This is a genomic window from Brevundimonas sp. AVps23W (assembly GCF_058681395.1).
This window is the reverse complement of record NZ_CM178738.1, coordinates 1,362,825-1,388,112: the sequence shown is the minus strand read 5'-3', so window position 1 is coordinate 1,388,112 and position 25,288 is coordinate 1,362,825. Positions and strand designations below refer to the sequence as shown.

Below are 25,288 nucleotides of genomic sequence, written 5' to 3'. Positions count from 1 at the left end.
CTCTTCCCTTCCCGCTCAGTTCTTCACGAACGGGAACTTGAACTCGGTGAGGAGAGCCTTGGCTTCCTCATCGGTCTTGGCCGTGGTGCAGACGACAATGTCCATGCCCCACATCTGGTCGATCTGGTCGTAGTTGATTTCCGGGAACACGATGTGTTCCTTCAGACCGGTGGCGTAGTTGCCGCGACCGTCAAACGACGTGCCCTTCAGACCACGGAAATCCTTCACGCGCGGCAGCGCGATCGTGATGAACCGGTCCAGGAACTCGTACATCTGGTCGCCGCGCAGGGTGACCTTGCCGCCGATGACCATGCCTTCACGCAGCTTGAAGCCGGCGATGGAGTTACGGGCCTTGGTGGCGACGGCCTTCTGACCGGCGATGGCCGTCAGATCCTTGAGGGCGGCGTTCGCCTTCTTGGAGTCAGCAACGGCTTCGCCGATACCCATGTTCAGGACGATCTTGTCCAGCTTGGGCACCTGCATTTCGTTCGTGTAGCCGAACTTTTCCTTCAGCACCTGGCGGATACGCGCCTGGTACTCGCCCTTGAGGCGCGGAGTGTACTTCTCGGTAGCCATCAGATGACGTCTCCCGTCGTCTTGGCGATGCGGACCTTGGTGTCCCCATCGATCTTGAAGCCGACGCGGGTCGCCTTGCCGTTGGCGTCGGCGATCGCGACGTTCGACAGGTGAAGCGAGGCTTCCTTGTTCTTGATGCCGCCCTGCGGGTCAGCCTGGCTCGGGCGCGTGTGGCGCTGAACCATGTTGACGCCTTCGACGAGGACGCGGTTTTCGGTAGGCAGGACCTTCAGCACGTTGCCCGTGCGGCCCTTGTCCTTGCCGGTGAGGACGACGACGCGGTCGCCCTTCTTGATCTTGGCGGCCATGTTACAGGACCTCCGGAGCCAGCGAGATGATCTTCATGTGGTTCTTGGCGCGCAGTTCGCGGGGAACCGGGCCGAAGATCCGCGTGCCGACAGGCTCGTTCTGCTTGTTGACGATGACGGCGGCCGACTTGTCAAAACGGATGACCGAGCCGTCCTTGCGTTGGATGTCCTTGGCGGTGCGCACGACGATGGCGCGAACAACGTCGCCCTTCTTCACGCGGCCACGCGGGATGGCTTCCTTCACGGAGGCGACGATTGTGTCGCCGATCGAGGCGTAGCGGCGCTTGGAGCCGCCCAACACCTTGATGCACATGACCCGGCGGGCGCCCGAATTATCGGCCACTTCCAGGTTAGTTTGCATCTGGATCATAAGATCAGATCCTTCTGATTACGAGGCGGAGGCGTTGGAAAGGACTTCCCAGCGCTTCAACTTGGACTTCGGGGCGCACTCGACGATGCGAGCGATGTCGCCGACTTTGAGCGCGTTGGCTTCGTCGTGGGCGTGATACTTCTTCGAAAGACGAACGATCTTCTTCAGAACCGGGTGAAGCAGCGTGCGCTCCACCTTCACGACGACGGTCTTGTCGCCCTTGTCGGACACGACCACGCCTTCAAGAATTCGCTTGGGCATATTCGTTTCCTTACGAGGCCGCACGCTTCTCGCGCAGAAGCGTCGAGATGCGGGCGATGTCTTTGCGGACTTCACCAACGCGGTGAGTCTTTTCCATTTGGCCGGTGGCCGCTTGGAAGCGCAGGTTGAACTGTTCCTTCTTGAGCTTCAGCAGCTCGTCGGACAGTTGGTCGGTCGTTTGCGACCGCAGATCGGCGATCTTGGTCATTAGGCGGCTACCTCGACATGGGCGATGCCGGCGTCGATGCGGGTCACGACCTTGGTGCGGACCGGCAGCTTGGCGGCGCCGAGACGGAGGGCTTCACGGGCGACTTCGTCCGTGACACCGTCGATTTCAAACAGGATGCGGCCCGGGTGGCAACGCGCGGCCCAATGGTCCACGGCGCCCTTGCCCTTACCCATCCGGACTTCGGCCGGCTTGCCCGTGACGGGCAGGTCGGGGAAGACGCGGATCCAGACGCGGCCTTGGCGCTTCATCTGACGGGTGATCGCGCGGCGAGCCGCTTCGATCTGACGCGCCGTGATGCGTTCCGGCTCCAGCGTCTTCAGGCCGTACGACCCGAAGTTCAGCGAGAAGCCACCCTTGGCCGAGCCGTGGATGCGGCCCTTGAAGGCCTTGCGGTACTTGGTCTTCTTCGGTTGCAACATGACTTAGTTCTCACGTCCCCGGTCGCGACGCGGACCGCGGTCGCCACGGGGGCCGCCGCGTTCGCGGCCTTCGTTCGAGGACGGACCCGACGCTTCCTGGGCCCAACGCTTGTCCTGGGCCATCGGATCGTGCTCGAGCACTTCACCCTTAAACACCCAGACCTTCACGCCGATGATGCCGTAGGTCGTCTTGGCTTCGTAGAAGCCATAGTCGATGTCGGCCCGCAGGGTGTGAAGCGGCACGCGACCTTCGCGATACCATTCCATCCGCGCGATTTCAGCGCCGCCCAGACGACCCGAGACATTCATCCGAATGCCCTTGGCGCCCAAACGCATCGCCGACTGCATCGACCGCTTCATTGCGCGGCGGAATGCAACACGACGTTCCAACTGCTGGGCGATGTTCTCGGCGATCAGCTGCGCATCGGTTTCCGGCTTGCGGACTTCGATGATGTTCAGGTGAACTTCACCTTCGGTGCGCGCCGAGATGTCCTTGCGGAGCTTCTCGATGTCAGCGCCCTTCTTACCGATCACGACACCCGGACGGGCGGCGTAGATGGTGATGCGGCACTTCTTGTGCGGGCGCTCGATGATGATGCGCGACACGCCGGCGGCGGCCAGGCGTTCCCGCAGCCACTCGCGCAGCTTCAGGTCCTGGTGCAGCAGGCGGGAATAGTCGGCGCCGGCGGCGAACCAACGGCTGTCCCACGTACGGTTCACGCCGAGGCGCAGACCGATCGGATTGATTTTCTGACCCATCAGGCGGCCTCGCCGGCTTCACGGACCACGATGGTGATCTCGCTGAACGGTTTCAGGATGCGCGACGAACGGCCACGAGCACGGCTCGCGAAACGCTTCATCACCAGGTTCTTGCCCACGAAGGCCTCGGCGACGACGAGGTTGTCGATGTCGAGGTTGTGGTTGTTCTCAGCGTTCGAGATCGCCGAATACAGGACCTTGCGGACGTCGGTCGCGATACGCTTACGGCTGAATTCCAGCTCGTTCAGCGCCTTCTGAACCGGCATGCCGCGGATCGATGCGGCGACCAGGTTCAGCTTTTGCGGGCTGATGCGCACGTTGACCAGCTTGGCGCGGGCCTCGGTCGGGGCGACCCGACGAATGTTCTTGGTCTGGGCCATCAGTTACTTCCTTTTGGCCTTCTTGTCCGCCGCGTGACCCGGGAAGTTCCGGGTCGGGGCGAACTCGCCGAGCTTCATGCCGACCATCTCTTCCGAGACCGACACGGGCACGTGCTTCTGACCGTTATGGACGCCGAACGTCAGACCGACGAACTGCGGCAGGATGGTGGAGCGGCGCGACCAGGTCTTGATCACGTCCTTGCGGCCCGACGTTTGAACGGCGTCGGCCTTCTTGAGCAGATACCCGTCGACAAACGGGCCTTTCCAGGAGGAGCGGGCCATTCTTAGCGAGCCTTCTTAACGTGGCGGGTACGGATGATGTACTTGTCCGTAGCCTTGTTCTTGCGGGTACGGGTGCCCTTGGTGTCCTTGCCCCACGGGGTAACCGGGGTACGACCACCAGAGGTCCGGCCTTCACCACCACCGTGCGGGTGGTCGATCGGGTTCATGGCGACGCCGCGGACGTGCGGGCGGAAGCCCATGTGACGCTTGCGACCGGCCTTGCCGAGGTTCTGGTTCATGTGGTCGGGGTTCGAAACCGCGCCCACCGTGGCCATGCAGCCGTCCAGGACCATGCGAAGCTCGCCCGAGCCGAGACGGATCTGGGCGTAGCCCTGATCGCGACCCACCAGCTGGGCGTAGGCGCCGGCCGAGCGAGCCAGCTGAGCGCCCTTGCCCGGCTTCATCTCGATGTTGTGGATGATCGTACCCACCGGCATCGAACGAAGCGGCATAGCGTTGCCCGGCTTCACGTCGGTCTTTTCGCCCGCGATCACCACGTCGCCGGCCTTAAGGCGTTGCGGCGCGATGATGTAGGTCTTCTCGCCGTCTTCGTAGGTCACGAGGGCGATGAAGGCCGTGCGGTTCGGATCGTATTCCAGACGCTCGACCGTGCCGACCATGTCCCACTTGCGACGCTTGAAGTCGATCTTGCGGTACAGGGTCTTGGCGCCGCCGCCACGGAAGCGGACCGCGATGCGACCGCCCTGCCCGCGTCCGCCCGACTTGGTCAGGCCTTCGGTCAGCGACTTTTCCGGACGGCCCTTGTGGAGTTCCGAACGGTCGACCAGCACGAGGGCGCGACGGCCCGGCGAGGTCGGATTGTAATGTTTCAAGGCCATCTGATCAGAGCCCCGTGGTGACGTCGATCGACTGGCCTTCGGCCAGGGTCACGATCGCTTTTTTGATATCGACGCGACGGCCGAGGATGCCCCGGAAGCGCTTGGTCTTGCCCTTTTGAACCAGGGTGTTGACCTTGACGACGTTGACTTTGAACAGGCTTTCGACCGCCGCGGCGATCTCGTCCTTGGTCGCCGTGTCGGCGACGCGGAAGACGACCTTGTTCTGCTCCGACAGGATCGTGGCCTTCTCGGTGATCACCGGAGCCAGGATGGTGTCGTAGTGCTTGGCGGTAGGTTGAGCGGCCATTACGCGGCTTCCTTATCGCTGAAGCGGGCTTCGATCGCCTCGATGGCGGCCTTGGTCAGCACCAGCTTGTCAGCCCGCAGGATGTCATAGACGTTCAGGCCGGCGTTCGGCAGCACGTCGATGTGCGGGATGTTGCGTGCGGCCAGGCCGAAGTTCGTGTCGACTTCCGGACCCGCGATGATGAGAGCCTTGGTCCAGCCCAGCTTGCCGAGCGTCTCGCGCAGCGAGGCGGTCTTGGCTTCCTTGACCGAGACGGTGTCGACGACGATCAGGTCGCCCGACTTCACCTTGGAGGACAGGGCGTGACGCAGAGCAAGCGCGCGGATCTTCTTCGGCAGCGAGAAGCCGTGGTCGCGAACGACCGGACCGAAGGCGCGCGAACCGCCGACGAACTGCGGTGCACGGCGCGAACCGTGACGAGCGCCGCCGGTGCCCTTTTGCTTGTACATCTTCTTGCCCGTACGAGAATTCTCGTTGCGGGTTTGAACCTTGTGCGTACCGGCGCGGCGCTTGGCCAGTTGCCAGTTGACGGTGCGGGCCAGGATGTCGCCGCGGATGTCAGCGATGCCGAAGACGGCGTCCGACAGTTCCACGTCGCCAGCGGCCTTGCCGTCGAGTTGGATGACAGAGAGTTTCATTACGCTTCACCGCCTTCGGTCGCTTCGACAGGGGCTTCTTCAGCCGGGGTCGAGGCGGGTTGAGCAGCAGACTTGCTCGACTTCAACGCACCGGGGAACGGAGCGTCGGCCGGGCGAGCCTTCTTGATGGCGTCGCGAACCTTGACGTAGCTGCCGTCGTGACCGGGGACAGCGCCCTTGATCAGGATCAGGCCACGCTCGGCGTCCACGCGGACGACGGTCAGGTTCTGGGTGGTGACGGTTTCGGTCCCGTAGTGACCGGCCATCTTCTTGCCAGGGAAGGTACGACCCGGGTCCTGACGGTTACCCGTCGAACCGTGCGAACGGTGCGAGACCGAAACGCCGTGGGTGGCGCGAAGGCCGCCGAAGTTCCAGCGCTTCATGGCGCCGGCGAAACCCTTACCGATGGTCTCGCCCTGGATGTCGACCTTCTGGCCCACCAGGAAGTGTTCAGCCGACAGTTCGGCGCCCACGTCCAGCAGACCGTCCGCATCGACGCGGAACTCGGTCACATAGGCTTTGGGCTCGACTTCCGCCTTGGCGAAGGTCTCGCGTTGAGCCTTGTTGGTGTTCTTAGCCTTCTTCGTGCCAGCGCCCAGCTGGAGAGCGACGTAACCGTCACGCTCCTGGGTACGTTGGCCGACGACCTGGCAGCCGTCGAGCTGCAGCACAGTGACCGGTACGTGCGCGCCGTCATCGGCGAACACGCGGGTCATGCCCAGCTTCTTGGCGATCACGCCCGTGCGCATCGGATCCCGCCTCTTTCTACTTTAAATCTTGATCTCGACGTCCACACCGGCGGACAGGTCGAGCTTCATGAGCGCGTCCACGGTCTGCGGGGTGGGGTCGATGATGTCGAGCACGCGCTTGTGCGTGCGGATTTCAAACTGCTCACGCGACTTCTTATCGACGTGCGGAGAGCGGTTCACGGTGAATTTCTCGATCAGGGTCGGCAGCGGAATCGGACCGCGAACGGTCGCGCCGGTGCGCTTGGCGGTATTAACGATCTCGCGCGTCGAAAAATCGAGGACGCGGTGATCAAAGGCCTTGAGCCTGATGCGGATGCTTTGATCCATATCGGTGCTTACTTCCAATGCGGTCGGAGGACCGCGTCCCTGTGAACCATTTCAAAGACCGAAGGCCTTCGGGCATATAGCCCTCAGGGAACGCAAATCCGCAAAAACGATCGGCCCACGCAGTTGCCCGCGAAGGCCGTTGAAGTCCCAAGAAGCTGCAAAGAACAGTGACTTAGGTCGTTCCTGCGAACCGCGTTTGCAGCGAACTGCACAGCCGGTCCAACAAGAGTGGTGGCTTATGCCTATCGATTCTGATTTCGTCAAGCGCGCAAACCGGTGCTGTGACAGGATTTCGTCAGGCTGATTTTCGCCCTGCGGCGGAGCGCCAAAACGCTCCGCCGGACGCCCAGAATGTCGTTACGTCCAATCTCCGCTCAGCACCCCTTCCCGTGCGCTCCGGGCCGCCGAGACCATATTATTTAGCGCCGCCTCGGTCTCCGGCCAGGCGCGGGTCTTCAGGCCGCAGTCAGGGTTCACCCACAGCCGATCCGCCGGCAGCTTGCCTGCCGCCGCCGACAGCAGCGCCGCCATCTCATCCACCGACGGGACGCGCGGCGAGTGGATGTCATAGACGCCCGGCCCAATCTCGGCCGGATAGCGATAGTCGGAGAAGGCGTCGAGCAGCTCCATCTTCGAGCGTGAGGTCTCGATGGAGATGACGTCCGCATCCATGGCCCCGATGGACTGTATGATGTCGTTGAACTCCGAATAGCACATGTGGGTGTGGATCTGAGTCTCGTCCCTGACCCCCGAGGCTGTGATGCGGAAGCTTTCGACCGCCCAGTCGAGATAGTCAGCGCAGTCGGCGCGGCGCAGGGGCAGGCCCTCGCGCAAGGCCGCCTCGTCGATCTGGATCACCGCGGCGCCGGCTGTCTCCAGATCCGTCACCTCGTCGCGAATGGCGAAGGCGATCTGGCGGCAGGTGGTGCTGCGCGGCTGGTCGTCGCGCACGAAGGACCAGTTCAGGATGGTCACCGGGCCCGTCAACATCCCCTTCATCGGACGGTCGGTCAGGGACTGGGCGTAGCGCCACCATTCCACCGTCATCGGCCTGGGCCGCGACACGTCGCCGAAGATGATCGGCGGGCGGACGCAGCGCGAGCCATAGGATTGCACCCAGGCCGCCTTGGTGAAGACGAAGCCGGACAGTTGCTCCCCGAAATACTGGACCATGTCGTTACGTTCGAACTCGCCGTGAACCAGCACGTCCAGACCCAGGTCCTCCTGCCACTTCACCGTCCGCGCCGTCTCCTCGCGCAGGAAGCGAGCGTAGGCCGCATCGTCGATGACGCCCTTGCCGTGGTCGGCGCGGGCTTTGCGGACTTCGGCCGTCTGGGGGAAGGAGCCGATGGTGGTGGTCGGATAGGCTGGCAGGTTCAGACGCCGTTGCTGGACCTGGCGGCGTATCTCAAAGCAGGAGGTCCGGCGCGCCAGGGCCGGGTCGGCATCCGCCGCACGAGCCTGAACCTTCGGATCATTGATGCGGGGCGAGGTGCGACGCGAAGCGACGGAGGCGGTCGAGGCGTCCAGCGCCGCCTTCACCGCCGCTCGTCCTTCGTTCAGCGCCCGCGCCAGGGTCGCCAGCTCGGCCACCTTCTGGACGGCGAAGGCCAGCCAGTCCTTGATCTCGGGATCGAGCGCGGCCTCGCGTTCCAGGTCGATCGGCGTGTGCAGCAGGGAGCAGGACGGCGCGATCACCACCCTGCGTCCCGAAGCGACCAGAGGTTCGACCTTGTCGAGCACGGCGTTGAGGTCGGCCTTCCAGACATTGCGGCCGTCGATGACGCCCAACGAAAGCACCTGATCGACCCGCGTCGCCGATGCGACTTGCGCCAGTTGCTCCGGCGCCCGGATCAGATCGATGTGAAGGCCGTGAACCGGCAGGCGCAGCGTCGTCTCCAGATTATCGCCCAGAGCCCCGAAGTAGGAGGTCAGCATCAGTTTGATCGGCGGCGTCACGTCGGTCAGTACGCGGTAGGCGTGGTCATAGGCCGCCTTCGCCTCATCGCTCAGATCCGTGACCAGGCAGGGTTCGTCCATCTGGACCCAGGTGGCGCCGGCGCGGGCCAATGACCGCAGCACCTCGGCATAGACCGGCAGCAAGCGCGGCAGCAGGCGGAGCACGTCGAAGGCCTCGCCCCGCGTCTTGCCAAGCAGCAGATAGCTGACCGGACCCAGCAGCACGGGCCGGGTCTCGATCCCCTGGGCCTTGGCCTCCAGATATTCGTCCAACACCTTGGTCGAGCCCAGACGGAACACCTGGTCGGCGGTGAATTCCGGCGCGAGATAATGGTAGTTGGTGTCGAACCATTTGGTCATCTCCATCGCCGGCGCCCCCTCGCCGCTCGCATGGACATGGCCGTGTGTGCAGACCTCGGCATCGCCGCGCGATCCGCGCGCCATGGCGAAGTAGGTGGCCAGATCGACCCGATCCCCGCTCCAGCCATAGGCTGCAGGAACGGCGCCGACCATGGCGGTCAGATCCAGCACATGATCATAAAGAGAGAAGTCGTTGGACGGCACGATGTCGGCCCCCAGGTCGCGCTGGCGCGTCCAGGTCAGGCCGCGCAGCTCGGCGGCGGCGGACTGGAGGGCCTGGGCGTCGATCTTGCCGGCCCAATGGGATTCCAGCGCGATCTTCAGTTCTCTTTTGGGACCGATGCGGGGAAAGCCGAGGGTGGCGACCTGGACGGGGTGGCGGGTCATGACATTCGAAACCTGTATTGTGGCCAGGCTTCGGACAGGGTCGCGCGGACGCCGACGCGAACAAGGGTCCGGCGGCGCGCATGCGGCCTGACCGGACACCCCGCCGGAGGACGTTATCTGTCGGGGCAGGTCTCCTGGCTCACGGGTCGACGCCTCGGGCCCGGCCTTCCCGGCGCGAACGCCAGTGACACGAGATGGACCCTCGACTCGCCGCTTACAGTTGCGGGGGCAGCGCCGGTGTCTCACCGGCTTCCCTCTTAGCTCCACGCGCCGAACGACACGGGGAGACCACGACGGCTCAAGATGGCCTGACATCCATCGTGCCGTCAATACATATAAGGATATGCTTATATGATTATATGGTTGACCGATCTTAACCCTTTGCCCCGAGACGCGCCCACGCCTGACACATTGCAGCCACAAGGCGTGGCGGATCGGCCACACGGCAGTTTCAAGACACTTATGTAACGACGATTTAATGCTCAGCTTAGTCGCGTCCTGATAGCAGCCGCCCTCCTCGGATCCCCATCCGGGTTGAGACTGCTAAGGAAAAAAGAAAATGAAGACGATCCTCCTCGCATCGGCCGCCGCCGCCCTGTTCGCCGCCCCGGCCTTCGCTCAAGACGCCGTCGGTTCGGTCGGCGTGACCTATTCCAACCCCTCGGTCGATTTCGCCGACACCGACTATGACGCCGACGCCTGGACCGTGGACGGCACCGTCGCCCTGCCGGCCGCCGACTGGACCGTGACCCTGAACGGCGCTGTCGACTACACCAAAGCCTTCGGTGAAGAAGACGTCACCGGCGCCGCCGCCGCTCACCTGACCAAGATGTGGACCTCGGACGTCCGCGCCGGCGCCTTCGTCTCCGCCAACGACATCGGCTCGGGCAACGACCCGATCTGGACCGTCGGCGCCGAAGCCCAGAAGTATCTGTCCAAGGCGACCCTGACCGGCCAAGTCGCCTACACGAAGGCTGACGATATTGACGCCGACATCTGGACCGTGGGCGGCGACGCCGCCTTCTATGTCATGGCGAACCTGCGCCTGAACGCCGGCGTCAGCTACAACAACCTCGACGTCACCGGCGGCGATGTGGACGCCTGGACCTATGGCGTGGGCGCCGAGTACGAAATCGAGAAAACCCCCTTCTCGGTCGCCGCCTCCTACACCCGCGCCGACATCGACTCGCTGGACATCGACACCTGGTCGCTGGGCCTGCGTTACAGCTTCGGCGGTGGTCTGCAAGCACGTGACCGCGCCGGCGCCGGCCTGAGCGGCTCGTCGATCGCGAGCGTCCTGAGCGCCTTCTAAGTCTTTCAGGTTTCCTGAAAGCCGAAGCCCCGGCGGAGCGATCCGCCGGGGCTTTTTCTTTGCTTGGGACACGAAAAAGGCCCCCGGGGTTCCACGACCGGGGGCCTTTCCTCTCGCGGCGGAGAGACGGGTCTTAGCGCCCGATATGAACCGTTCCGGATCCGACGATGGAACGGGATACTGCGCCGGTCGCGGCGGCGACGCGAACATCGCCCGATCCCGCGATGGCGACGCTGAGGTCGCGCGTGGTCCCGCCGAAGCGGACGTCGCCGGAGCCTCCGATGGCCACCGACAGCTTGTCCATTCGACCCTGCCGAATATTGACGCCGCCGGAACCGCCGATGGAGACGTCGCCGCGACCATTGGCGCTGGCCACCTCGACGCTGCCCGAGCCACCGACCGCCGTCTTGAGGTTTCCGGTCGCCCCGGCGGAGATCGAGCCCGATCCGCCCACATTGGCTTCCAGCGAGCGGGATGTGCCGGCGCGAACGGAGCCTGACCCGCCGACGCCCAGCTCGAGCGAGCCGTCCACATTGGCGATGGTCCAGGTTCCGCATCCGCCGCTGTCCAGCTCGACAGATCGCGCGCCGCGTCCCACGGCGCCGAAGACGGCGCCGCCGGCGCTGACTTCCACATCACGCGGTGTTCGCACCACGATCAGAGGCGCGTCCTCCAGACGGATGCGACCCAGGTCCCGCACTTCGACGGTGGCGCCCTGGCCGGGCTGGGCCGCGTCGGCGCGGCCTGAGTTGCAGTTGCGTATGCCGTCGCTCCGGCCCCAGAGGCCATTGCGGCGCAGCCCGCCGTCGATCTCGACGTCGCGACCATTGCGGCGCACCTGGACGGCCGGCAGACGCGAACGACCTTGCGTCACTTCGACGCCGATGTCCTGACGATCCTCGACGATGACAATCACGCGCGCCACGGCGTTGCGGATCTCGACTTCGCCGGCGAAAGCGGGCGCGGCGGCCGCGAGTCCGATCAGTGCGGAGACTCCGGCGGCGGCGATCAATGCGGTCTTCATGTTCGGCCTTCCCTTTCCCGATTACGAGAGAAAGGTGCGCGCCCGACTGCGGGGAGTCATTTTAACTCGAGGTCATGAACTCGAATTAACCGGGCGTCCCAACGCGCCCACGCCGTCGGCGACGCCGAGACGGGGTTCGAAATCGCGTTCAAACTTGGCGATCCGGCTCTTCATCGCTCCCACCCGTTTCCCGCGCCGTCGTAGTCGTACAGGTTGATGTCGAACAGATCGGCCGGGTAGCGATCCAGCACAGCGGCCAAGGCCGCATCCTCGGCGAAGCCTTGATCAACAAGACTGTGCGGGTGGATCCGGGCCTCTGCGATGGGGCCGGGTTAGCGGGTGCGGGGCTCGCTCATGCTCGGCCCTAGACGTGGGCGACGCGGGCCGACGTCTGTTTCCGGGCGGCGGCTTTGTGGACGGCCGAGCGAACGGCGACGGCCGCGCCGCGCAGACGCCCGACCGGCGAGGCCTCGCAGGCCTCGATGGTGGACCAGCGACGGCGCAGCGACGCGCGCAAGGCCTCGCCCCTCGCGCCGCTGCGATCCAGCGCCCCCACGGCTGCGTCGCCGAGAAGCTGAGCAAGGCCCGGCCGCATCACCACCGCCTCGCGCACCGTCTGACGGGCGTTGACGAAATACTTCTTGTAGCTCTCGCCCTCGAAACCGAAGTCGAAGACGCGGAAACCGTCGGCCGCCGACAACCGCATCGTGTCCATGCTCAACAAGATGCCGGGCGAACAGCGCGCCAGACTGGGCTCGTAGACCGGGAACCAGAAGTGGTGGTGACGACCGGCATGGAGAGAGAACTCGACCGCCACCAGTTTCTCGCCCGCATACATGGCCGCCATCGACGCGCCGAAGTCAGACGTCGGCGTCGCCATCAGGGCATGGAGCAGATCACGGGTCCAGCCGCAGGCGAAGATGTCGTGCAGTCCCGACCGGCGGTACTGCGCCGCCTTCAGGTCGATCAAATGATCCAGCAGGGCGGAATCCCGCAGGCCGTGTTCGACACGGACAGGGCCCAGTTCGTTCTCCAGGCTGCGGCGCGCCCGTTCCTTGTCCTTGAAGTATTTGCCGAAGGTCGAGCGGCGCTCGGCGTACCAGGCGTCGAAGCCGGTTTCCGGCATGGAGACCTGGACGGTCTCGCGTGCCTGCCCCGTCTCGCCGGCGCCGATCCAGCCCGGCACGTTCAGCCTGCGCGCCTTCAGCAGATGCGCCACCTCTTCCAAGGTGATGACCTCGCCCTCGGCGGCGATCACGCCGTGATAGTCGTTCATCGGCGCGCCCAGCGGCTGCACCGATCCACCACGCTTCTGATACGGGAAGAAGCCGACGATCCTGCCGCCGCACCGAAACACCGCGACCGCAGCGCCCGGACAGACCCGGGCGGCGATCTGCGTATAGTCCCAGCGGAAGTACGGGCTTTGAAGAGACGGATTGGTCGCGGTCCAGTCGCGCCACAGAGTGATCGCGGCGGCATCCATCGCCTCCGCCTTGATGATCTCGACCTGTAGCGTTTCGGGCATTCGCGTCCTCATTGGGCCCTGTGCAGCAAGGCCCGGTCCAGACGCGGTCCTACACCGTGTCCCGTTGCGGTACGGTTCACCAGCATGGTGAACGGGCGTTGAGATCGGTGACCACCGGGAGCCGCGCGGCGGCGCGTGCGTTAGCTCATGACGGAGACTGCTCCGCCGGAGACACGCACCATGACCGACGCCCGACCAGACGACCGAAAGGTCGAGAACGAAAACCTGCGCCCCGACCGGGACGGCGAGCCGCCGCGCCCCGCCACTGAGCCCAAGGGCGCAAAAGGCTCGAGCAACTCCGGCGAGACCGCGACCGACCCGGCCACCGGCGAAGAGAACTGAACTTGAACCGCTTCGCCTGCCTGGTCCCCAGCCTTGTAATCCTGAGCCTGGCCGCCTGCTCGCCGCCCGCCGACGAAGGGGCGTCAGCCCCGGCCGCCGACGTACAGAATGACGGTCCGCTGTCCCGCGACGCCATCGAGAACAGCGCCTATTCGCCGCCGCCGTCCGACGCCGCCCCGACCAGCGCGGAAAACCCCGCCCGTCCCGACCCTGCCCTGGTCCGCGCGCAAGTCCTGCTGGAGCGGGCGCGCTTTTCGCCCGGCGCCATCGACGGTCTGGCGGGCTCCAATATGCGCCAGGCGATCGCCGCCTTTAAGGAATCCCAAGGCCTGCCGGCGACCGGAGAGCTGGACTCGAATGTGATGGGCCGTCTGCGGGCGGCGGGTGTCGGCGCCGTGACGACCACCTACCGGATCACGCAACAGGATCTGGCCGGCCCCTATATGGGCAAGGTGCCGACGGACTTGCAGGCTCAGGGCGAGGCGTCCTTCATGGGCTACGCCAATATCGTGGAGGCCTTGGCCGAGCGTTTCCATGTCACGGAAGAACTGCTGCGGGCCATGAACCCCGGCGCGGACTTCAATCGGGCTGGGCAGGCCCTAGTCGTTCCGGCTGTGAACACAAAACCCCTACCCGTCGAAGTGGACCGTATCGACGTCGACAAGGCCGAGGGGGCGGTCAAGGCTTTCGACGCCGACGGCAAGCTGATCGCCTATTTCCCCGCCACGATAGGCAGCGGCGACAATCCGACCCCGACCGGCACGGTCAAGGTCAACGGCGTCGCCCGCAATCCCGACTATACCTATGACCCCTCCAAGCTGAGCTACGGCGACCTGGACCGCAGGGTGGTGGTCAAGCCGGGGCCCAACAATCCGGTGGGCGTGGTCTGGATCGACCTGAACAAACCCAGCTACGGCATTCACGGCACGCCTGACCCGCATCTGGTAGGCAAGACCGCCTCGCACGGCTGCGTCCGCCTGACCAACTGGGACGCCTGGACCCTGGCCGACAAGGTCAAGCCGGGCGTGACGGTGCGGTTCCTCTGACTATTGGACGGCGCCGAACGGGGTGCCGTCCCAGAAGTCGCAGTGGTGGCGGTCAAAGAAGTCGGCGACCAGCCTGTCGCCGTCGGGGCTGAACACCCGTACCGGGCCGGAAACCTCGACGCGGGGCCAGTCGGGGCCGAAGTCTTTCTGGCCGAAACCGGCCCACAGGCTCTGCATCCGCTCGGACAGGGCCTTCTGCTTCGGCGTGAACCGCTTCACATCGGCGAACACCCAACTGGTCCCGAACACATAGGCCAGTTCGCCGGCGTGATAGGCGCCGAGATCCAGTCCCACGATCCAGTCCGGCAGGACGAAGGGCGCGCCACGATCCGCGAACTCGTAACCCCAGACCGGCACATAGCGTGACAGTTGGCGACGCAAGGCCTGGGACGGACAGGCGAACCTTTGGTCGGTGAAGTTGGCGGCGATGGCGTAGGCGGGGCCGTCGGGACCGACCGGGTAACGGTCCAGGACGCGGGGACCGACGTCGCCGTACATCCAGATCGTCTCCTTCTGGTAGCGATCCATGTCCTTGACCTCGTTGGCGAACAGCCGCCCTTCGTCCAGGTTCGTGCCGACGATGACCGGTACGCGGGTGAACCGGCCCTCGTGGATCGCCAAGGCCAGGTTCTCAGGCACCGTCGCGTCGGTATGGACCGGTCCCCACGACCCCGGTCCGTTGATCCCCGCCCTCACGGACGGCGCGCGCGACAGCCGCCAGGCCGGCAGGGCCTTGAGGCAGGCGACCTGATCTACGCCGGTGCAGCCCAGGCGATCAGCAAACAAGGGACCCGACGTCGCCGCATCCTGAGCGCTGACCAGGGATGACGGCTCCAGGCAGCCGCTGCTTTGCAGGATGACGCGTTGATACAGGCCTTCTGACTTGGGCGAGGCCATCAGGTAGCAGGCCGACCACGCCCCCGCGCTCTCGGCGAACAGGGTCACATTGGCCGGGTCTCCGCCGAAGGCCGCGATGTTCCGATGCACCCACTGCAAGGCGGCCTGCTGATCCATCAGGCCGAAGTTGCCGCCGAAACCCTCGCCCTGCGCCTGGAACTGCGGGTGGGCCAGCCAGCCCAGGGCGCCGAGGCGGTAGTTCAGGGTCACGACGACCCGCCCCTGCTCGGCCGCCAGTTTCGACGGGTCGTAGTTGCCCCCCGACCCGATGGTGAAAGCCCCGCCGGGGATATAGACCATCACGGGTCGCGGCTGAGCCGTCGTTCCGGCCGGAGCATAGATGTTCAGATACAGGCAGTCCTCGGACCCGACGACCAGCCCGCCGCCGCCACCCAGAATAGCCTTGCGGCCGATAGCCTGGGTGCAGTCCGAACCAAGCCGGGTCGCATCGCGCACGCCGTCCCAAGGTTCGACCGGCAGGGGCGCCCGCCAGCGAAGGTCGCCCACTGGCGCCCGAGCGAACGGCACGCCCAGAAACGCGCGCACACCGCCCCCCTCGATCCCGCGAACCGTTCCAGCCTCCGTCGTCGCCAGAACACGCGCGGCGTCCGGGGCGAACCGGACATGATCGACCTTGCCGGGATGGGTGGCGCAGGCCGCCAGCAGGAGGGAGGCGAACAGCAGCGAGAGAAGACGCATCGAAAACCTTGGCCGTGGCGAGACGGGCTTAACGCCGGCGGAGCCTGAGCGTTTCGTTCGCGCCTGACGGCCGCGACATTAAGGCCAGAGACGTTGGCAAGACCAGGCGCCTCCGTCGCGCGTGAACCGCAGCCGGTCGTGCAGACGGAAAGGCCGGTCGCGCCAGAACTCGACGCTTTGCGGCACGACGCGCCAGCCGGTCCAGTGTTCGGGGCGCGGCACCTCGGCGCCCTCGAACCGCGCGGTTTCGCGAGCCACGGCGACCTCAAGAGTGTCGCGCGTGTCGAGTGGTCGGGACTGATCCGAGGCCCAGGCGCCGATCCGGCTTTCGCGAGCCCGGCTGGCGAAATAGGCGTCGGCCTCCTCGACCGTGACCGGCTCGACCCGTCCCCGCACCCGCACCTGACGCCGCAGGGATTTCCAGTGGAAGGTCAGGGCGGCGACCGGACGCTGGGCCAGTTCCACGCCCTTGTCGCTCTGACTGTTGGAATAGAAGGTGAAGCCCCGATCATCGACGTCCTTCAGCAGGACGATGCGGGCATCCGGGATGCCGTCGCCATCGAGCGTCGACAGGGTCATGGCGTTGGCGTCGTTGACCTCATGCGCGCCCGCCTCGGCCAGCCAATCGACGAACAGCCCGATGGGTTCGGCTCGGTCGAAGATGGTTTCGTCGCCATTGGCGGCCAGGGCGGCGGCATAGTCGCGAGCGTAGTCTTCGCGCGACGGGCTGGGCGGGATCACGGGGGCGGTCATGACGGCTGTCTAGCCTGGGGCGCGGCACGAGGAAATGATCGGGATCAAAACGGCCAAGATCGAATCGCAGTTAACCGCACATTGACCCTATCGCGCGAACGGTAGGGGAATGAGCGCCATCCGCCCCACCTCCGACGCCGCCGCCATCCGCGAGGCCCTGGCCACGCTGGGTCTGCACGGTGCGGCCGACGCTGAGGCGTTGAAGACCGCCTTCCGCGCGGCGGTGAAAGAGGCGCGCCCCGACCAGCCCGGCGGGGACGCGGAACGGTTCCGACGCGTCATCGCCGCCTATCGCCTGATTCAGGCGCACGCCCCTTCGCGGCCCAGCCTGGCGCCGCCCGAGGAGGCCGCCACCCCATCGCCCGTCGTGGTGTTGAGCCCCATGCAGGCGGTCGCCGGGGCCAAACTGGATCTGAAGCTGGGCGAGCGCACCATAAGGGTCGCGGCGCCCGCCGGTCTTCGAACCGGCGAGCATCTGCGCCTGCGGGGCGGCGGGGCGGACGGCGCGGACCTCTATCTGGCCGTTCTTATCCGACCCCAGGACGGGATCTCCGTCCTGGGCGACGACCTGTTCATGAGCTGGCCAACCTCGTCGCGGCTGCTTCAGGAAGGCGGCCGGGTGGAGGTCGAGACCCATGCGGGACCACGATCCGCCTGGATCACCCCCGAGATGACCGCCCCGGCGCGTGTACGGTTCAAAGGTCTGGGCTTGCCGGCGAGAGGACCGCGCGCGCAGGGCCACCTCTTTGTGACCCTGACCCCCTCATCGGAAGCGCCCTCGCCCGCCGAAGACCTTCTGGTCCGGTTCACCCGCGCCTGGGCGCCGGAACGTCTGGCGGCCTGATATTGCGCCTAGGCGTCGTCAGGCGCATCATCTGGTGACGTTTTTGATGAGGCTGGTCATGCGAACCACCGTAACACTCGACGACGAGTTGATGGAAAGGGCGGCGGAATATTCGGGCCTTTCCGAACGGTCCGCCATCATTCGCGAAGCCCTGAAGGCGTTCGTCGCCCGCGAGGCGGCTCGTCGTCTGGCCGCCATGGGCGGAAGCGACCCCACGGCGACAGCCGCGCCCCGACGACGCTCCGCGTTGGTCGAGGAGTGATCCTGGCCGACAGCTCGGTTTGGATCGGTCATCTGCGGTCCACGGACGAGACCCTGCTCAAGCTGCTTTATGACCAGGAAATCCTGTGCCACGCCGCCGTCATGGGCGAGCTGGCCGCTGGAAACCTCGCCAACCGGCAGACTTTCCTCAGCCAACTCTCGCGCCTCCCGACCGCTGTCGAGGCCTCCCATCAGGAGGTGCTGACCTTGATCGAAAAGAACCGGCTCTTCGGAATCGGCGTCGGCTATCTAGACCTTCACCTCCTCGCTTCCACCCGCCTTACGCCCGGCGCGCGGTTGTGGACGCGAGATCGTCGGCTGCACGATGCCGCACGGGCACTGGACCTCGCCGCCGTCCTCGACCATTAGGTTCGGCCATGTCGCACAATACCTTCGGCCATCTGTTTCGCGTGACCACCTGGGGCGAGAGCCATGGGCCGGCTATCGGCTGCGTCGTGGACGGCTGCCCGCCGATGATCCCGCTGACCGAGGCCGATCTTCAGCCCTGGCTGGACCAGAGAAAGCCCGGCGGATCGCGCTTCGTGACCCAACGGCGTGAAAGCGACACGGCGCAGATCCTGTCGGGCGTATTCGACGACGGCGACGGCCCCGTCACCACCGGCACGCCCATCTCGATCCTGATCCAGAATGAGGACCAGAGGTCCAAGGACTATGGCGAGATCGCGCGCGCCTATCGTCCCGGCCATGCCGACTTCACCTATCAGACCAAGTACGGCGTGCGCGATCCGCGCGGCGGCGGACGGTCGTCGGCGCGCGAGACCGCCAGCCGGGTCGCGGCGGGAGCGGTGGCGCGCAAGGTGCTGGGCGACAGCGTGAAAATCCGCGCGGGCGTGGTCCAGATCGGCCCGCACCGGATCGCGCCGGAAGCCGTCGACTTCGACGCCGTGCATAACAACCCCCTGTTTGCCGCCTCCGCCGCCGTCGTGGGGGACTGGGAGGCCTATCTGGACGAGGTCCGCAAGGCCGGCTCGTCCATCGGCGCCGTGGTCGCTCTGGAGGTCACGGGCGTGCCCGCCGGCTGGGGCGCGCCGCTGTATGGCAAGCTCGATTCCGAACTGGCCGCCGCCCTGATGTCGATCAACGCCGCCAAGGGCGTGGAGATCGGCGCAGGCTTCAACGCCGCCGAACTGTCAGGCGAGGAGAACGCCGACCAGATGCGGCTGGACCTGAACAAACAGCCGGTCTTCCTGTCGAACCATGCGGGCGGGGTCCTGGGCGGGATATCCACGGGGCAGCCGGTCACGGCGCGGGTGGCGTTCAAGCCCACCTCCTCAATCCTGACGCCGCGCCAGACCATCACCCGCGACGGCGAAGAAACCGATCTGCGCACCAAGGGCCGCCACGATCCGTGCGTCGCCCTGCGCGCCGTGCCGGTGGTCGAGGCCATGGCCGCCTGCGTCCTGGCCGACGCCTTCCTACGGCACCGCGCCCAGGTCGGATGACGGATATCCGCCCTATCCGCGAAGGCGAAGACGAGGCCGTCATCGCCCTATGGACCGCATGCGGCCTGACCCGCCCCTGGAACGACCCGGTAGCGGACCTGAATCTGGCGAAGGACGGCGCGACCTCCACCGTGCTGGTCGCGGCGGATGAGGCGGGGATCAGCGGGACGATCATGGTCGGCTTCGACGGCCACCGCGGCTGGGTGTATTATCTGGCGGTTGATCCCGAGCGTCGAGGGAGCGGTTTGGGGCGCAGCTTGATGGCGGCTGCACAGGACTGGCTGACCAATAAGGGCACGCCCAAGCTTCAGCTGATGGTCCGCGCCGATAATGAAGCGGCTTTAGGATTTTATCAGCGGCTGGGCTTGGAACGACAGGATGTAATCGTGCTGGGCCGCAGGCTGGACGACTGACAGGCGTCGTTGCTCGCCCTGTCCTTTGGCTTCTCGTCCTGCCGCATCAGAGCCATCAGGCCGGTCAGACCCGTCGTCATCACGATCATCACCCGACTCCCTGCAACTGCGAACCGTTTGCAGGTTTGCGCAGATCAGGGCGGCGTGCAAGACAGGTTCGTCGGTGGCGCCGCACTCCAGGAGATCAACCGTGCGTGAAGACGGAAAACTGGACTACCTCGAACTGCCCGCCGCCCACCTGCCCGAAACCAAGGAATTCTATAGTCAGGCCTTCGGCTGGACCTTCGTCGATTACGGCCCGACCTACGCCGCCTTCGACCAGGGGCTGGACGGAGGATTCGACGCGGATCAGGCCGAGCGGACAAAGACGCCCCTGCCCGTTCTGTATGCGCACGATCTGGAGGCCATGCAGGCCAAGGTCGAGGCGGCGGGCGGCGCAATCCTGAAGCCGATCTACGCCTTCCCGGGCGGACGCCGCTTCCATTTCGCTGATCCGGCCGGGACCGAGATGGCGGTCTGGTCCGCCGACTGATCCCTAGCGGGCGTCGACCGACTGAGCGATCCGTTCGCCCAGTTCACGGTCGGCGCCGTCTGCGGCGGCCACCCAGATGTGGATCTCCTCGGGCGACGACGACCGCTTGAACAGATGCTCAAGCGCCAAACGACGCCCGCCCTCGGTCACGACGATAGAGGCGCGCCCCCCAGCCTGAACCACCTGCCCATCGTAGACGGGAAACTGAGACGCCGGGCCGGCGTAGATCATGACCAAAGGCGTCTGTCCGCGGCGAACGGCGTAAATCCGGGCGTCAGCGCCCGCGCGCGATTGAGTCAGGACCGTTCCGAACGGAAGCTCCAGCGCAAACGGCAAGGCGGCGATGGCTTCGGCGTCCAGGCCTTGAAGGGCGACAGCCGGCGCAACGGGAGCAGGCGCGGAAGAAGCCGGCGCTACGGGCGGGAGATTCGTCGGCGCCGGCGCTCTGGTGGGGGAAGCCGTAGGCGCTTGGGTCAGAGACGGAACCGGATTTTGGACCGGACTGGGGCGCGAGGGCGCCGGCTGCGGCGCCACGGGCCTGACGGTTGGCCCTGGCTGAGCCGTATTCGGTCGCGTCGCAGCGGGTGGTGTTGAAGCCGACGGCGTGGGCGCGGCTGTGGACGCGGAGGGTCTGACGGCTGAAGGCGGCGCGCTGTTGAGATCACGCGTCAAGCTCGAGGACGGAGGCGCGACGCTCCCAGTCGGCGGAGCGGCGTTCTGGTTCGGCGTCGCCGGAGCGGACACCGGAGCCGGAGCCGCAGTCTGCGGGGGCGCAGGTTGCTGCACCGGGGTCGCAGGCTTGAAGGGCGGCCCGCTGTTGAGATCGCGCGTCAGATCCGAGGCCGAACGCTGGCTTGACGTGTCCTGCCCGGACAAGAGGATGGCGGCTAAGGCGATGACGAACATGGCGGGACCATTACGCGGCGCCGGTGGAACCGCAAGGGCGGTCAGGCGTGCGGCAAGGTCAGCCAGAAGGTCGCGCCCTGCCCCGGCGCCGAAACCACGCCGATAGCGCCGCCCTGCAACTCCACCAGACGCTTTGCGATCGCCAAGCCCACGCCGTGCCCTTCGATGCTGGATCTCTCCAGCCCCAGACGATTGAACGGCTCGAACAACTGCGCCTGTTTCTCCAACGACAAGCCCGGCCCGAAATCGACCACCTCGATCCGAACCTGATCTTCCACACTGGACGCACGCAGAACGACACGCCCTCCTGCCGCCCCGTACTTCAGCGCATTGGTGGTGAGATTATCGATCACCTGCATGAGCCGCTGAGAATCCGCGACGGCGATCAGGCCCTCGCTCTCGCACGTCACTTGCAGATCAAGGGCCCTGGCTTCCGGGCGCAGCCTGACCAGACGTCGAACATCGTCGAGGAGGCCGCAGATGTCCGTAGGACGTAGATCAACTTTGACCGCGCCGGATTCCGCCCGCGCCAGGTCAAGCAGGTCGTGAGCGAGGGCCTCGACCTGGCGCGCCGTCTTGACCAGCATGTCCGCCATTTCTGTCTGCTGTGGCGTGACAGGGCCGAGTTGACCGGTCGACCAAAGATTGCCGATGCCGATTATGCCGGCGACCGGGCTCTTGATCTCATGGGCGACATTGGCCAGCAGACGGGACTTGGATTCAGACGCCTGTTCTGCACGGATCTGACCGATACGGGCGCGATCAGCCAGTTGATCGCGCTCTTCCAGCAGGGCGGCGACCAAGAGGATCGGCATATAGCCTCCCAAGACCTGGATCTGGGCCATCATCACCTGTTGGGTGCGGGTCAGCTCGTCGACTTGCGGCCCATAACCCAGCATGGCCCCGCCGACCGACAGCAGGGTGACCACCAGAAGACTGAAAGCCGTTCCCGCGACCCCGGTCCGAACGGCCACGCAGAGCAGGAGGGGAACCATGACGATTCCGCTCCCCGGTAGCCCCGCCAGGCCCACAAACTGAACAGCCAGCACCCCGAACAAGAGGGCGCCCGCCTCCAGACATGCGCGCGGACGGGTGAAGCGTGAAAAGGTCGCCGGAGTCAGCGACAGCCCCAATGTGCCGATCACGGCCAACCCCAGGGCATGGCCGAACCACCAGGTCTTGAAGGTTTCCGCAACATCGCCCGATCCGAACGGAGCAAGGGCGACAGCCGCGAACAGACCGGCCGGAACCGGCGCGAGAACCGCACCGAAGATCAAAAATCGCGCCGCGCCGCTCAGGCTCGACACATCAAGCTTTGGGACGAACCGACGCGCCAGCAGAACCGTGCCGATGATCTCCACCATGTTCGCCAGGGCGAGCATCAACGACAGGACAGGCTTGTAGCCCGCAATCAGCTCCCCAATCAGAATGCTGATCGCAAGCACGGCGGCGAAGGCGGCGTCGTGGCGTCGCCCCCAACCTGTCCGAAGCCAGACGGCGACGGCGACCCCGCATACGCCCCAAAGGCCAGAAATCAGGCCCAGGCTATGCGCCCAGCTGATCGAGGTCGCCGCGAGAATCGCGATTGCAACGCCGGCCATCACAGGAATTAGCGGATGTGCAAAGACCCCGTCGCCCTTCGCCTCAGGCGTCGGGAGACAAAACTCCGCTCTGCGCGACAGCTGACTGGCTGGCCTCGCGACGTCGATGTCGAGCACGCGGCTCATGGTCATGCATGATCTCAGCGAGTTTGGTTCGCACGATCAAAACATGCGGTTCCTAATATCCCCTGAAATATGGCATTAGACTAACTTTTCAACTTAAGATTGATTGCCTTAACCGCAGCAGCTGGTCCAGATTCAAAGCCCCAAATCCCGCCGCTGACCGCGACAAAATCCGCACCAGCCTGCGCGACCTCGCCCGCCGTGTCCACAGTGATGCCGCCTATAGCGACGCAGGGAACCTCTACTGTTTCCTGCCAGACGGTGAGGAGGGCCAGGTCGGGCCTATGCACGGTTTCCTTGGTTTCGGTCGGATAGAAGGCGCCGAAGGCGACGTAATCCGCGCCGCCCTCGGCTGCGTCCCACGCCAGGTCGCGATCGTCGTGACAGGTGACGCCGATCATGGCGTCAGGCCCCATGATACGCCGCGCCTCGGCCAGAGACCCGTCCTGCTGGCCTATGTGGACGCCGTCACAACCGGTCGCCCGCGCCAGGTCGGGCCGGTCGTTCAGAAGCACCGCCACATCATGACGACGGGCGATCGGCGCCAGCCGTTCGACCGCGGCGACAATGGCGGCGTCATCGGCGGGCTTAAGCCGAATTTGCAGGGCGGCGACGTCGCCCGCGCCGAGAGTCTCATCCAGCAGCGCTGCGAAGGCGTCCAGATCAGGGATCGCTGGCGGAGTGATCAGATACAGCCGGCAGGGCGGACGTGCGGAAACAGCGGGAGTTCGAGCCATGAGGCTGACTTCCCCCTCCTGCGACCATTCGTCAACGGGTCGGGCGACATCCACCCGTGAGAACGACTTGCAATGACGTTAAGGAGTGCTATAGCGAACCATTCTCAGTCGGTGGAACGCGTAGAACGCTCGTGTACGTCTGTAACTGCAATGGTCTTCGCAAGCGGGATGTGGCCCAGGCCATCGAGGCTGGCGCCTGTCGTCCGCGCGACATTTTCGCCCGCCATCAGTGCCAGGCCCAATGCGCCAAATGCGTCTGCGAAATGCGCCAACTGATCCAGGACAGCCGCGAAGCCTTCGCCATTGCGGCCGAATAGGGCTGGGCTGAGCACCTGGAAATCACTCGCACTATCAATGTAGTGATAAAAACTCGCAAATAAACAATGCGGGTTTTACTGTGGTATCGCAGAGCTCGAAGGACGGCGAAGGCGCCGCCGAGAGACCAAGGACCATGGCCATGAAGGGCGATCCCGCGATCCTCCGCACCCTGAACGCGGTGCTGACCAACGAACTGACGGCGGTAAACCAGTATTTCCTGCACGCTCGCATGTTCGAAAGCTGGGGCCTCGCCCACCTGGGCGACGTCATCTACAAGGAATCGATCGGCGAGATGAAACACGCCGACATGCTGATCAAGCGTGTCCTCTTCCTCGACGGCCTGCCGAATCTGCAGGACCTGCACAAGCTGAAGGTCGGCGAGGATCCGATCGAATGCCTGGGCGCCGACCTTCAGCTCGAAATCGACAGCCGCGCCGCCACTTCCGCCGCCGTCACCCAGTGCGAGGAAGCTCGGGACTATGTCAGCCGCGACCTGCTGATGAAGATCCTGGCCGACACCGAGGAGCACATCGACTTCCTCGAGAACCAGCACAAGCTGATCGAGCTGCTGGGTCCGCAGAACTATCTGCAGTCGGCCATGAAGGAAATCGTCACCGACAGCGCCGCCACCGGCGGCTAAGGGAACTCCGGTCCGCTCCGGTCATTAGCTTTCGGCGGGCAAGCTGGAGCGGACCATGACTGATATCGACGACGCCATCGACGACGTGCGCGATGCTGCCGTGGACTTGCTGAACAGCGAGGGGCGGAGCACGGCGCATGTGGCCATGGGGGTGGCGCTGACCGTGGGTTTCGCCCTGTTGGCGACCGGGATTGCATCGGGCGCGCTGACGCCGAAGCGCAAGCTGAAACATGTCCGCGACAGGGATCTGCCGATCACCGAGAAACCGCACGGCGCCTTCAGCCTGATCCTGCCGGCGGTGTTTTCGGCCACGACCCTGTCAGCTGTGCGGGTGTGGAACGCGCCGCCCCAGCGCGAGCGGACGCGGGCCATGGGCCTGTGGCTGGCGGCGCAGACGGTGAACGCAGTCTGGCTGGGCCTGAGACCATCCTCGATGTGGAAACAGGTGGCGGCGGCCATGTCGTCAGCAGGCTTGGCGGCGGCGTTCGCGCACGAGGCCCGCAAGCTGGACGAGGGCGCGGGCAAGATGGCCGCGCCGACAGGATCGGGCGTACGGCTGGGCAATCTGCTTCACCGCAAGGCGGACGAAGCTGCGGGCGACCGCACCCGGAATTAGGCCGCCTTGCCCTTTGCCGGGGCTTCCTCTAGGGATCGCGCCCTATTCGCCACGCCCCAACCGGACGCGTGGGCGCAACTCCATTC

General features: G+C 65.4%; 34 protein-coding genes and 1 riboswitch. Of the genes, 12 read left to right on the top strand and 22 right to left on the bottom strand.

Annotated elements, in window-relative coordinates; genetic code table 11:
• Positions 1-15: 15 nt before the first annotated feature.
• The 15 genes from rplE to metE form a co-directional block, all read right to left on the bottom strand.
• Entirely contained in the window at positions 16-576 is a 561-nt protein-coding gene (gene rplE / locus ACW177_RS06865; protein WP_154726240.1) for a 50S ribosomal protein L5, read from the bottom strand.
• Positions 576-884, bottom strand: a complete 309-nt coding sequence (gene rplX / locus ACW177_RS06860; protein ID WP_008263379.1) for a 50S ribosomal protein L24 — start codon at positions 882-884, stop codon at positions 576-578. The genes rplE and rplX overlap by 1 nt, the downstream gene beginning before the upstream one ends.
• 1 nt (position 885) lies before the next feature.
• Positions 886-1,254: a 50S ribosomal protein L14 gene (rplN, locus tag ACW177_RS06855; RefSeq protein WP_003164378.1), complete on the bottom strand. Its 369-nt coding sequence runs from the start codon at positions 1,252-1,254 to the stop codon at positions 886-888.
• Between the two features lie 18 nt (positions 1,255-1,272).
• Positions 1,273-1,515 (bottom strand): 30S ribosomal protein S17, encoded by a 243-nt coding sequence (gene rpsQ, locus ACW177_RS06850; RefSeq protein WP_267516110.1) that lies wholly within the window; start codon positions 1,513-1,515, stop codon positions 1,273-1,275.
• A gap of 10 nt (positions 1,516-1,525) precedes the next feature.
• Entirely contained in the window at positions 1,526-1,723 is a 198-nt protein-coding gene (gene rpmC / locus ACW177_RS06845) for a 50S ribosomal protein L29 (protein WP_008263673.1), read from the bottom strand.
• Positions 1,723-2,163 (bottom strand): 50S ribosomal protein L16, encoded by a 441-nt coding sequence (gene rplP / locus ACW177_RS06840; protein ID WP_267516103.1) that lies wholly within the window; start codon positions 2,161-2,163, stop codon positions 1,723-1,725. Before rplP ends, rpmC begins: the two co-directional genes overlap by 1 nt.
• 3 nt (positions 2,164-2,166) lie before the next feature.
• The gene (gene rpsC, locus ACW177_RS06835; RefSeq protein WP_183194940.1) at positions 2,167-2,922 is read right to left on the bottom strand and encodes a 30S ribosomal protein S3; all 756 of its coding nucleotides are present in this window, start codon (positions 2,920-2,922) and stop codon (positions 2,167-2,169) included.
• Positions 2,922-3,302, bottom strand: coding sequence for a 50S ribosomal protein L22 (gene rplV, locus ACW177_RS06830; protein ID WP_008262904.1), 381 nt, complete (start codon positions 3,300-3,302; stop codon positions 2,922-2,924). Before rplV ends, rpsC begins: the two co-directional genes overlap by 1 nt.
• 3 nt (positions 3,303-3,305) lie before the next feature.
• Positions 3,306-3,584 (bottom strand): 30S ribosomal protein S19, encoded by a 279-nt coding sequence (gene rpsS, locus ACW177_RS06825; RefSeq protein WP_008262211.1) that lies wholly within the window; start codon positions 3,582-3,584, stop codon positions 3,306-3,308.
• Positions 3,585-3,586: 2 nt separating this feature from the next.
• The gene (gene rplB, locus ACW177_RS06820; protein WP_267516094.1) at positions 3,587-4,423 is read right to left on the bottom strand and encodes a 50S ribosomal protein L2; all 837 of its coding nucleotides are present in this window, start codon (positions 4,421-4,423) and stop codon (positions 3,587-3,589) included.
• Between the two features lie 4 nt (positions 4,424-4,427).
• Positions 4,428-4,730 (bottom strand): 50S ribosomal protein L23, encoded by a 303-nt coding sequence (locus ACW177_RS06815; protein WP_492027847.1) that lies wholly within the window; start codon positions 4,728-4,730, stop codon positions 4,428-4,430.
• The gene (gene rplD / locus ACW177_RS06810; RefSeq protein ID WP_492027846.1) at positions 4,730-5,368 is read right to left on the bottom strand and encodes a 50S ribosomal protein L4; all 639 of its coding nucleotides are present in this window, start codon (positions 5,366-5,368) and stop codon (positions 4,730-4,732) included. Before rplD ends, ACW177_RS06815 begins: the two co-directional genes overlap by 1 nt.
• Positions 5,368-6,117 carry a 50S ribosomal protein L3 gene (rplC, locus tag ACW177_RS06805; RefSeq protein WP_055753390.1) on the bottom strand — a complete coding sequence of 250 codons (750 nt, stop codon included), beginning with the start codon at positions 6,115-6,117 and terminating at the stop codon, positions 5,368-5,370. The genes rplD and rplC overlap by 1 nt, the downstream gene beginning before the upstream one ends.
• A 21-nt stretch (positions 6,118-6,138) precedes the next feature.
• Entirely contained in the window at positions 6,139-6,444 is a 306-nt protein-coding gene (gene rpsJ / locus ACW177_RS06800) for a 30S ribosomal protein S10 (protein ID WP_105563630.1), read from the bottom strand.
• A gap of 357 nt (positions 6,445-6,801) precedes the next feature.
• Positions 6,802-9,150, bottom strand: coding sequence for a 5-methyltetrahydropteroyltriglutamate--homocysteine S-methyltransferase (gene metE / locus ACW177_RS06795; protein WP_492027845.1), 2,349 nt, complete (start codon positions 9,148-9,150; stop codon positions 6,802-6,804).
• Between the two features lie 107 nt (positions 9,151-9,257).
• Positions 9,258-9,458: riboswitch (cobalamin riboswitch) on the bottom strand.
• Positions 9,459-9,709: 251 nt separating this feature from the next.
• On the opposite strand from metE, the gene ACW177_RS06790 reads away from it, so the two are divergent.
• Entirely contained in the window at positions 9,710-10,462 is a 753-nt protein-coding gene (locus ACW177_RS06790) for a porin (RefSeq protein ID WP_492027844.1), read from the top strand.
• A gap of 133 nt (positions 10,463-10,595) precedes the next feature.
• Here the strand turns inward: ACW177_RS06790 and ACW177_RS06785 are convergent, their stop codons facing one another.
• Together ACW177_RS06785 and ACW177_RS06780 are read right to left on the bottom strand one after the other, a co-directional pair.
• Positions 10,596-11,486, bottom strand: a complete 891-nt coding sequence (locus tag ACW177_RS06785; RefSeq protein WP_492027843.1) for a head GIN domain-containing protein — start codon at positions 11,484-11,486, stop codon at positions 10,596-10,598.
• Positions 11,487-11,850: 364 nt separating this feature from the next.
• On the bottom strand, positions 11,851-13,011 hold the full coding sequence (locus ACW177_RS06780) for a GNAT family N-acetyltransferase (protein ID WP_492027842.1): 1,161 nt from the start codon (positions 13,009-13,011) through the stop codon (positions 11,851-11,853).
• A gap of 180 nt (positions 13,012-13,191) precedes the next feature.
• On the opposite strand from ACW177_RS06780, the gene ACW177_RS06775 reads away from it, so the two are divergent.
• Both ACW177_RS06775 and ACW177_RS06770 read left to right on the top strand, forming a co-directional pair.
• Positions 13,192-13,353 (top strand): hypothetical protein, encoded by a 162-nt coding sequence (locus ACW177_RS06775; RefSeq protein WP_492027841.1) that lies wholly within the window; start codon positions 13,192-13,194, stop codon positions 13,351-13,353.
• Positions 13,354-13,355: 2 nt separating this feature from the next.
• Positions 13,356-14,399, top strand: a complete 1,044-nt coding sequence (locus tag ACW177_RS06770) for a L,D-transpeptidase family protein (protein ID WP_492027840.1) — start codon at positions 13,356-13,358, stop codon at positions 14,397-14,399.
• Here ACW177_RS06770 and ACW177_RS06765 read toward each other — a convergent pair whose 3' ends face one another.
• Both ACW177_RS06765 and pdxH read right to left on the bottom strand, forming a co-directional pair.
• On the bottom strand, positions 14,400-15,995 hold the full coding sequence (locus tag ACW177_RS06765; protein WP_492027839.1) for a carboxylesterase/lipase family protein: 1,596 nt from the start codon (positions 15,993-15,995) through the stop codon (positions 14,400-14,402).
• A 78-nt stretch (positions 15,996-16,073) separates the two neighbouring features.
• Positions 16,074-16,748, bottom strand: a complete 675-nt coding sequence (gene pdxH, locus ACW177_RS06760) for a pyridoxamine 5'-phosphate oxidase (RefSeq protein WP_492027838.1) — start codon at positions 16,746-16,748, stop codon at positions 16,074-16,076.
• Positions 16,749-16,857: 109 nt separating this feature from the next.
• Between pdxH and ACW177_RS06755 the strand changes: the two genes are divergently transcribed.
• The 6 genes from ACW177_RS06755 (at position 16,858) to ACW177_RS06730 (ending at position 20,261) form a co-directional block, all read left to right on the top strand.
• Positions 16,858-17,592: a DnaJ C-terminal domain-containing protein gene (locus tag ACW177_RS06755; protein WP_492027837.1), complete on the top strand. Its 735-nt coding sequence runs from the start codon at positions 16,858-16,860 to the stop codon at positions 17,590-17,592.
• 58 nt (positions 17,593-17,650) lie between these two features.
• Positions 17,651-17,854 (top strand): type II toxin-antitoxin system VapB family antitoxin, encoded by a 204-nt coding sequence (locus ACW177_RS06750; protein WP_492027836.1) that lies wholly within the window; start codon positions 17,651-17,653, stop codon positions 17,852-17,854.
• Positions 17,851-18,222 carry a type II toxin-antitoxin system VapC family toxin gene (locus ACW177_RS06745; RefSeq protein ID WP_492027835.1) on the top strand — a complete coding sequence of 124 codons (372 nt, stop codon included), beginning with the start codon at positions 17,851-17,853 and terminating at the stop codon, positions 18,220-18,222. The genes ACW177_RS06750 and ACW177_RS06745 overlap by 4 nt, the downstream gene beginning before the upstream one ends.
• 8 nt (positions 18,223-18,230) lie before the next feature.
• Complete coding sequence (gene aroC / locus ACW177_RS06740) at positions 18,231-19,316, top strand: chorismate synthase (RefSeq protein WP_492027834.1); 1,086 nt, start codon at positions 18,231-18,233, stop codon at positions 19,314-19,316.
• Positions 19,313-19,729, top strand: coding sequence for a GNAT family acetyltransferase (locus tag ACW177_RS06735; RefSeq protein ID WP_492027833.1), 417 nt, complete (start codon positions 19,313-19,315; stop codon positions 19,727-19,729). Before aroC ends, ACW177_RS06735 begins: the two co-directional genes overlap by 4 nt.
• 190 nt (positions 19,730-19,919) lie before the next feature.
• A complete protein-coding gene (locus ACW177_RS06730) occupies positions 19,920-20,261 on the top strand; it encodes a VOC family protein (RefSeq protein ID WP_492027832.1) in 342 nt (113 codons plus the stop codon).
• Between the two features lie 3 nt (positions 20,262-20,264).
• Here the strand turns inward: ACW177_RS06730 and ACW177_RS06725 are convergent, their stop codons facing one another.
• From ACW177_RS06725 to thiE, 3 genes are all read right to left on the bottom strand, one after another.
• Entirely contained in the window at positions 20,265-20,492 is a 228-nt protein-coding gene (locus ACW177_RS06725; RefSeq protein WP_492027831.1) for a hypothetical protein, read from the bottom strand.
• 716 nt (positions 20,493-21,208) lie between these two features.
• On the bottom strand, positions 21,209-22,768 hold the full coding sequence (locus tag ACW177_RS06720; RefSeq protein ID WP_492027830.1) for a sensor histidine kinase: 1,560 nt from the start codon (positions 22,766-22,768) through the stop codon (positions 21,209-21,211).
• Positions 22,769-22,974: 206 nt separating this feature from the next.
• Positions 22,975-23,628: a thiamine phosphate synthase gene (gene thiE / locus ACW177_RS06715; protein ID WP_492027829.1), complete on the bottom strand. Its 654-nt coding sequence runs from the start codon at positions 23,626-23,628 to the stop codon at positions 22,975-22,977.
• A 131-nt stretch (positions 23,629-23,759) separates the two neighbouring features.
• Between thiE and ACW177_RS06710 the strand changes: the two genes are divergently transcribed.
• The 3 genes from ACW177_RS06710 to ACW177_RS06700 all read left to right on the top strand — a co-directional run bounded on the left by ACW177_RS06710 (position 23,760) and on the right by ACW177_RS06700 (position 25,202).
• On the top strand, positions 23,760-23,945 hold the full coding sequence (locus ACW177_RS06710) for a (2Fe-2S)-binding protein (RefSeq protein ID WP_492027828.1): 186 nt from the start codon (positions 23,760-23,762) through the stop codon (positions 23,943-23,945).
• 140 nt (positions 23,946-24,085) lie between these two features.
• A complete protein-coding gene (gene bfr, locus ACW177_RS06705) occupies positions 24,086-24,586 on the top strand; it encodes a bacterioferritin (RefSeq protein WP_492027827.1) in 501 nt (166 codons plus the stop codon).
• 55 nt (positions 24,587-24,641) lie between these two features.
• Positions 24,642-25,202, top strand: coding sequence for a tryptophan-rich sensory protein (locus ACW177_RS06700; RefSeq protein ID WP_492027826.1), 561 nt, complete (start codon positions 24,642-24,644; stop codon positions 25,200-25,202).
• The last annotated feature ends 86 nt before the right edge of the window (positions 25,203-25,288 follow it).

What these genes read in the sequence shown, in the direction of transcription:
- rplE (WP_154726240.1), bottom strand. Translation starts at nt 576, where the DNA reads ATGGCTACCGAGAAGTACACTCCGCGCCTCAAGGGCGAGTACCAGGCG.
- metE (WP_492027845.1), bottom strand. Translation starts at nt 9,150, where the DNA reads ATGACCCGCCACCCCGTCCAGGTCGCCACCCTCGGCTTTCCCCGCATC.
- ACW177_RS06750 (WP_492027836.1), top strand. Translation starts at nt 17,651, where the DNA reads ATGCGAACCACCGTAACACTCGACGACGAGTTGATGGAAAGGGCGGCG.
- thiE (WP_492027829.1), bottom strand. Translation starts at nt 23,628, where the DNA reads ATGGCTCGAACTCCCGCTGTTTCCGCACGTCCGCCCTGCCGGCTGTAT.
- aroC (WP_492027834.1), top strand. Translation starts at nt 18,231, where the DNA reads ATGTCGCACAATACCTTCGGCCATCTGTTTCGCGTGACCACCTGGGGC.
- ACW177_RS06785 (WP_492027843.1), bottom strand. Translation starts at nt 11,486, where the DNA reads ATGAAGACCGCATTGATCGCCGCCGCCGGAGTCTCCGCACTGATCGGA.
- pdxH (WP_492027838.1), bottom strand. Translation starts at nt 16,748, where the DNA reads ATGACCGCCCCCGTGATCCCGCCCAGCCCGTCGCGCGAAGACTACGCT.
- rpsS (WP_008262211.1), bottom strand. Translation starts at nt 3,584, where the DNA reads ATGGCCCGCTCCTCCTGGAAAGGCCCGTTTGTCGACGGGTATCTGCTC.
- rplX (WP_008263379.1), bottom strand. Translation starts at nt 884, where the DNA reads ATGGCCGCCAAGATCAAGAAGGGCGACCGCGTCGTCGTCCTCACCGGC.
- ACW177_RS06815 (WP_492027847.1), bottom strand. Translation starts at nt 4,730, where the DNA reads ATGGCCGCTCAACCTACCGCCAAGCACTACGACACCATCCTGGCTCCG.
- ACW177_RS06725 (WP_492027831.1), bottom strand. Translation starts at nt 20,492, where the DNA reads ATGATCTACGCCGGCCCGGCGTCTCAGTTTCCCGTCTACGATGGGCAG.
- rplB (WP_267516094.1), bottom strand. Translation starts at nt 4,423, where the DNA reads ATGGCCTTGAAACATTACAATCCGACCTCGCCGGGCCGTCGCGCCCTC.
- rpsC (WP_183194940.1), bottom strand. Translation starts at nt 2,922, where the DNA reads ATGGGTCAGAAAATCAATCCGATCGGTCTGCGCCTCGGCGTGAACCGT.
- rplV (WP_008262904.1), bottom strand. Translation starts at nt 3,302, where the DNA reads ATGGCCCAGACCAAGAACATTCGTCGGGTCGCCCCGACCGAGGCCCGC.
- rpsJ (WP_105563630.1), bottom strand. Translation starts at nt 6,444, where the DNA reads ATGGATCAAAGCATCCGCATCAGGCTCAAGGCCTTTGATCACCGCGTC.
- ACW177_RS06700 (WP_492027826.1), top strand. Translation starts at nt 24,642, where the DNA reads ATGACTGATATCGACGACGCCATCGACGACGTGCGCGATGCTGCCGTG.
- ACW177_RS06735 (WP_492027833.1), top strand. Translation starts at nt 19,313, where the DNA reads ATGACGGATATCCGCCCTATCCGCGAAGGCGAAGACGAGGCCGTCATC.
- ACW177_RS06780 (WP_492027842.1), bottom strand. Translation starts at nt 13,011, where the DNA reads ATGCCCGAAACGCTACAGGTCGAGATCATCAAGGCGGAGGCGATGGAT.
- ACW177_RS06755 (WP_492027837.1), top strand. Translation starts at nt 16,858, where the DNA reads ATGAGCGCCATCCGCCCCACCTCCGACGCCGCCGCCATCCGCGAGGCC.
- rpmC (WP_008263673.1), bottom strand. Translation starts at nt 1,723, where the DNA reads ATGACCAAGATCGCCGATCTGCGGTCGCAAACGACCGACCAACTGTCC.
- ACW177_RS06720 (WP_492027830.1), bottom strand. Translation starts at nt 22,768, where the DNA reads ATGGCCGGCGTTGCAATCGCGATTCTCGCGGCGACCTCGATCAGCTGG.
- ACW177_RS06765 (WP_492027839.1), bottom strand. Translation starts at nt 15,995, where the DNA reads ATGCGTCTTCTCTCGCTGCTGTTCGCCTCCCTCCTGCTGGCGGCCTGC.
- ACW177_RS06790 (WP_492027844.1), top strand. Translation starts at nt 9,710, where the DNA reads ATGAAGACGATCCTCCTCGCATCGGCCGCCGCCGCCCTGTTCGCCGCC.
- rplD (WP_492027846.1), bottom strand. Translation starts at nt 5,368, where the DNA reads ATGAAACTCTCTGTCATCCAACTCGACGGCAAGGCCGCTGGCGACGTG.
- rpsQ (WP_267516110.1), bottom strand. Translation starts at nt 1,515, where the DNA reads ATGCCCAAGCGAATTCTTGAAGGCGTGGTCGTGTCCGACAAGGGCGAC.
- ACW177_RS06775 (WP_492027841.1), top strand. Translation starts at nt 13,192, where the DNA reads ATGACCGACGCCCGACCAGACGACCGAAAGGTCGAGAACGAAAACCTG.
- rplC (WP_055753390.1), bottom strand. Translation starts at nt 6,117, where the DNA reads ATGCGCACGGGCGTGATCGCCAAGAAGCTGGGCATGACCCGCGTGTTC.
- rplN (WP_003164378.1), bottom strand. Translation starts at nt 1,254, where the DNA reads ATGATCCAGATGCAAACTAACCTGGAAGTGGCCGATAATTCGGGCGCC.
- rplP (WP_267516103.1), bottom strand. Translation starts at nt 2,163, where the DNA reads ATGTTGCAACCGAAGAAGACCAAGTACCGCAAGGCCTTCAAGGGCCGC.
- bfr (WP_492027827.1), top strand. Translation starts at nt 24,086, where the DNA reads ATGAAGGGCGATCCCGCGATCCTCCGCACCCTGAACGCGGTGCTGACC.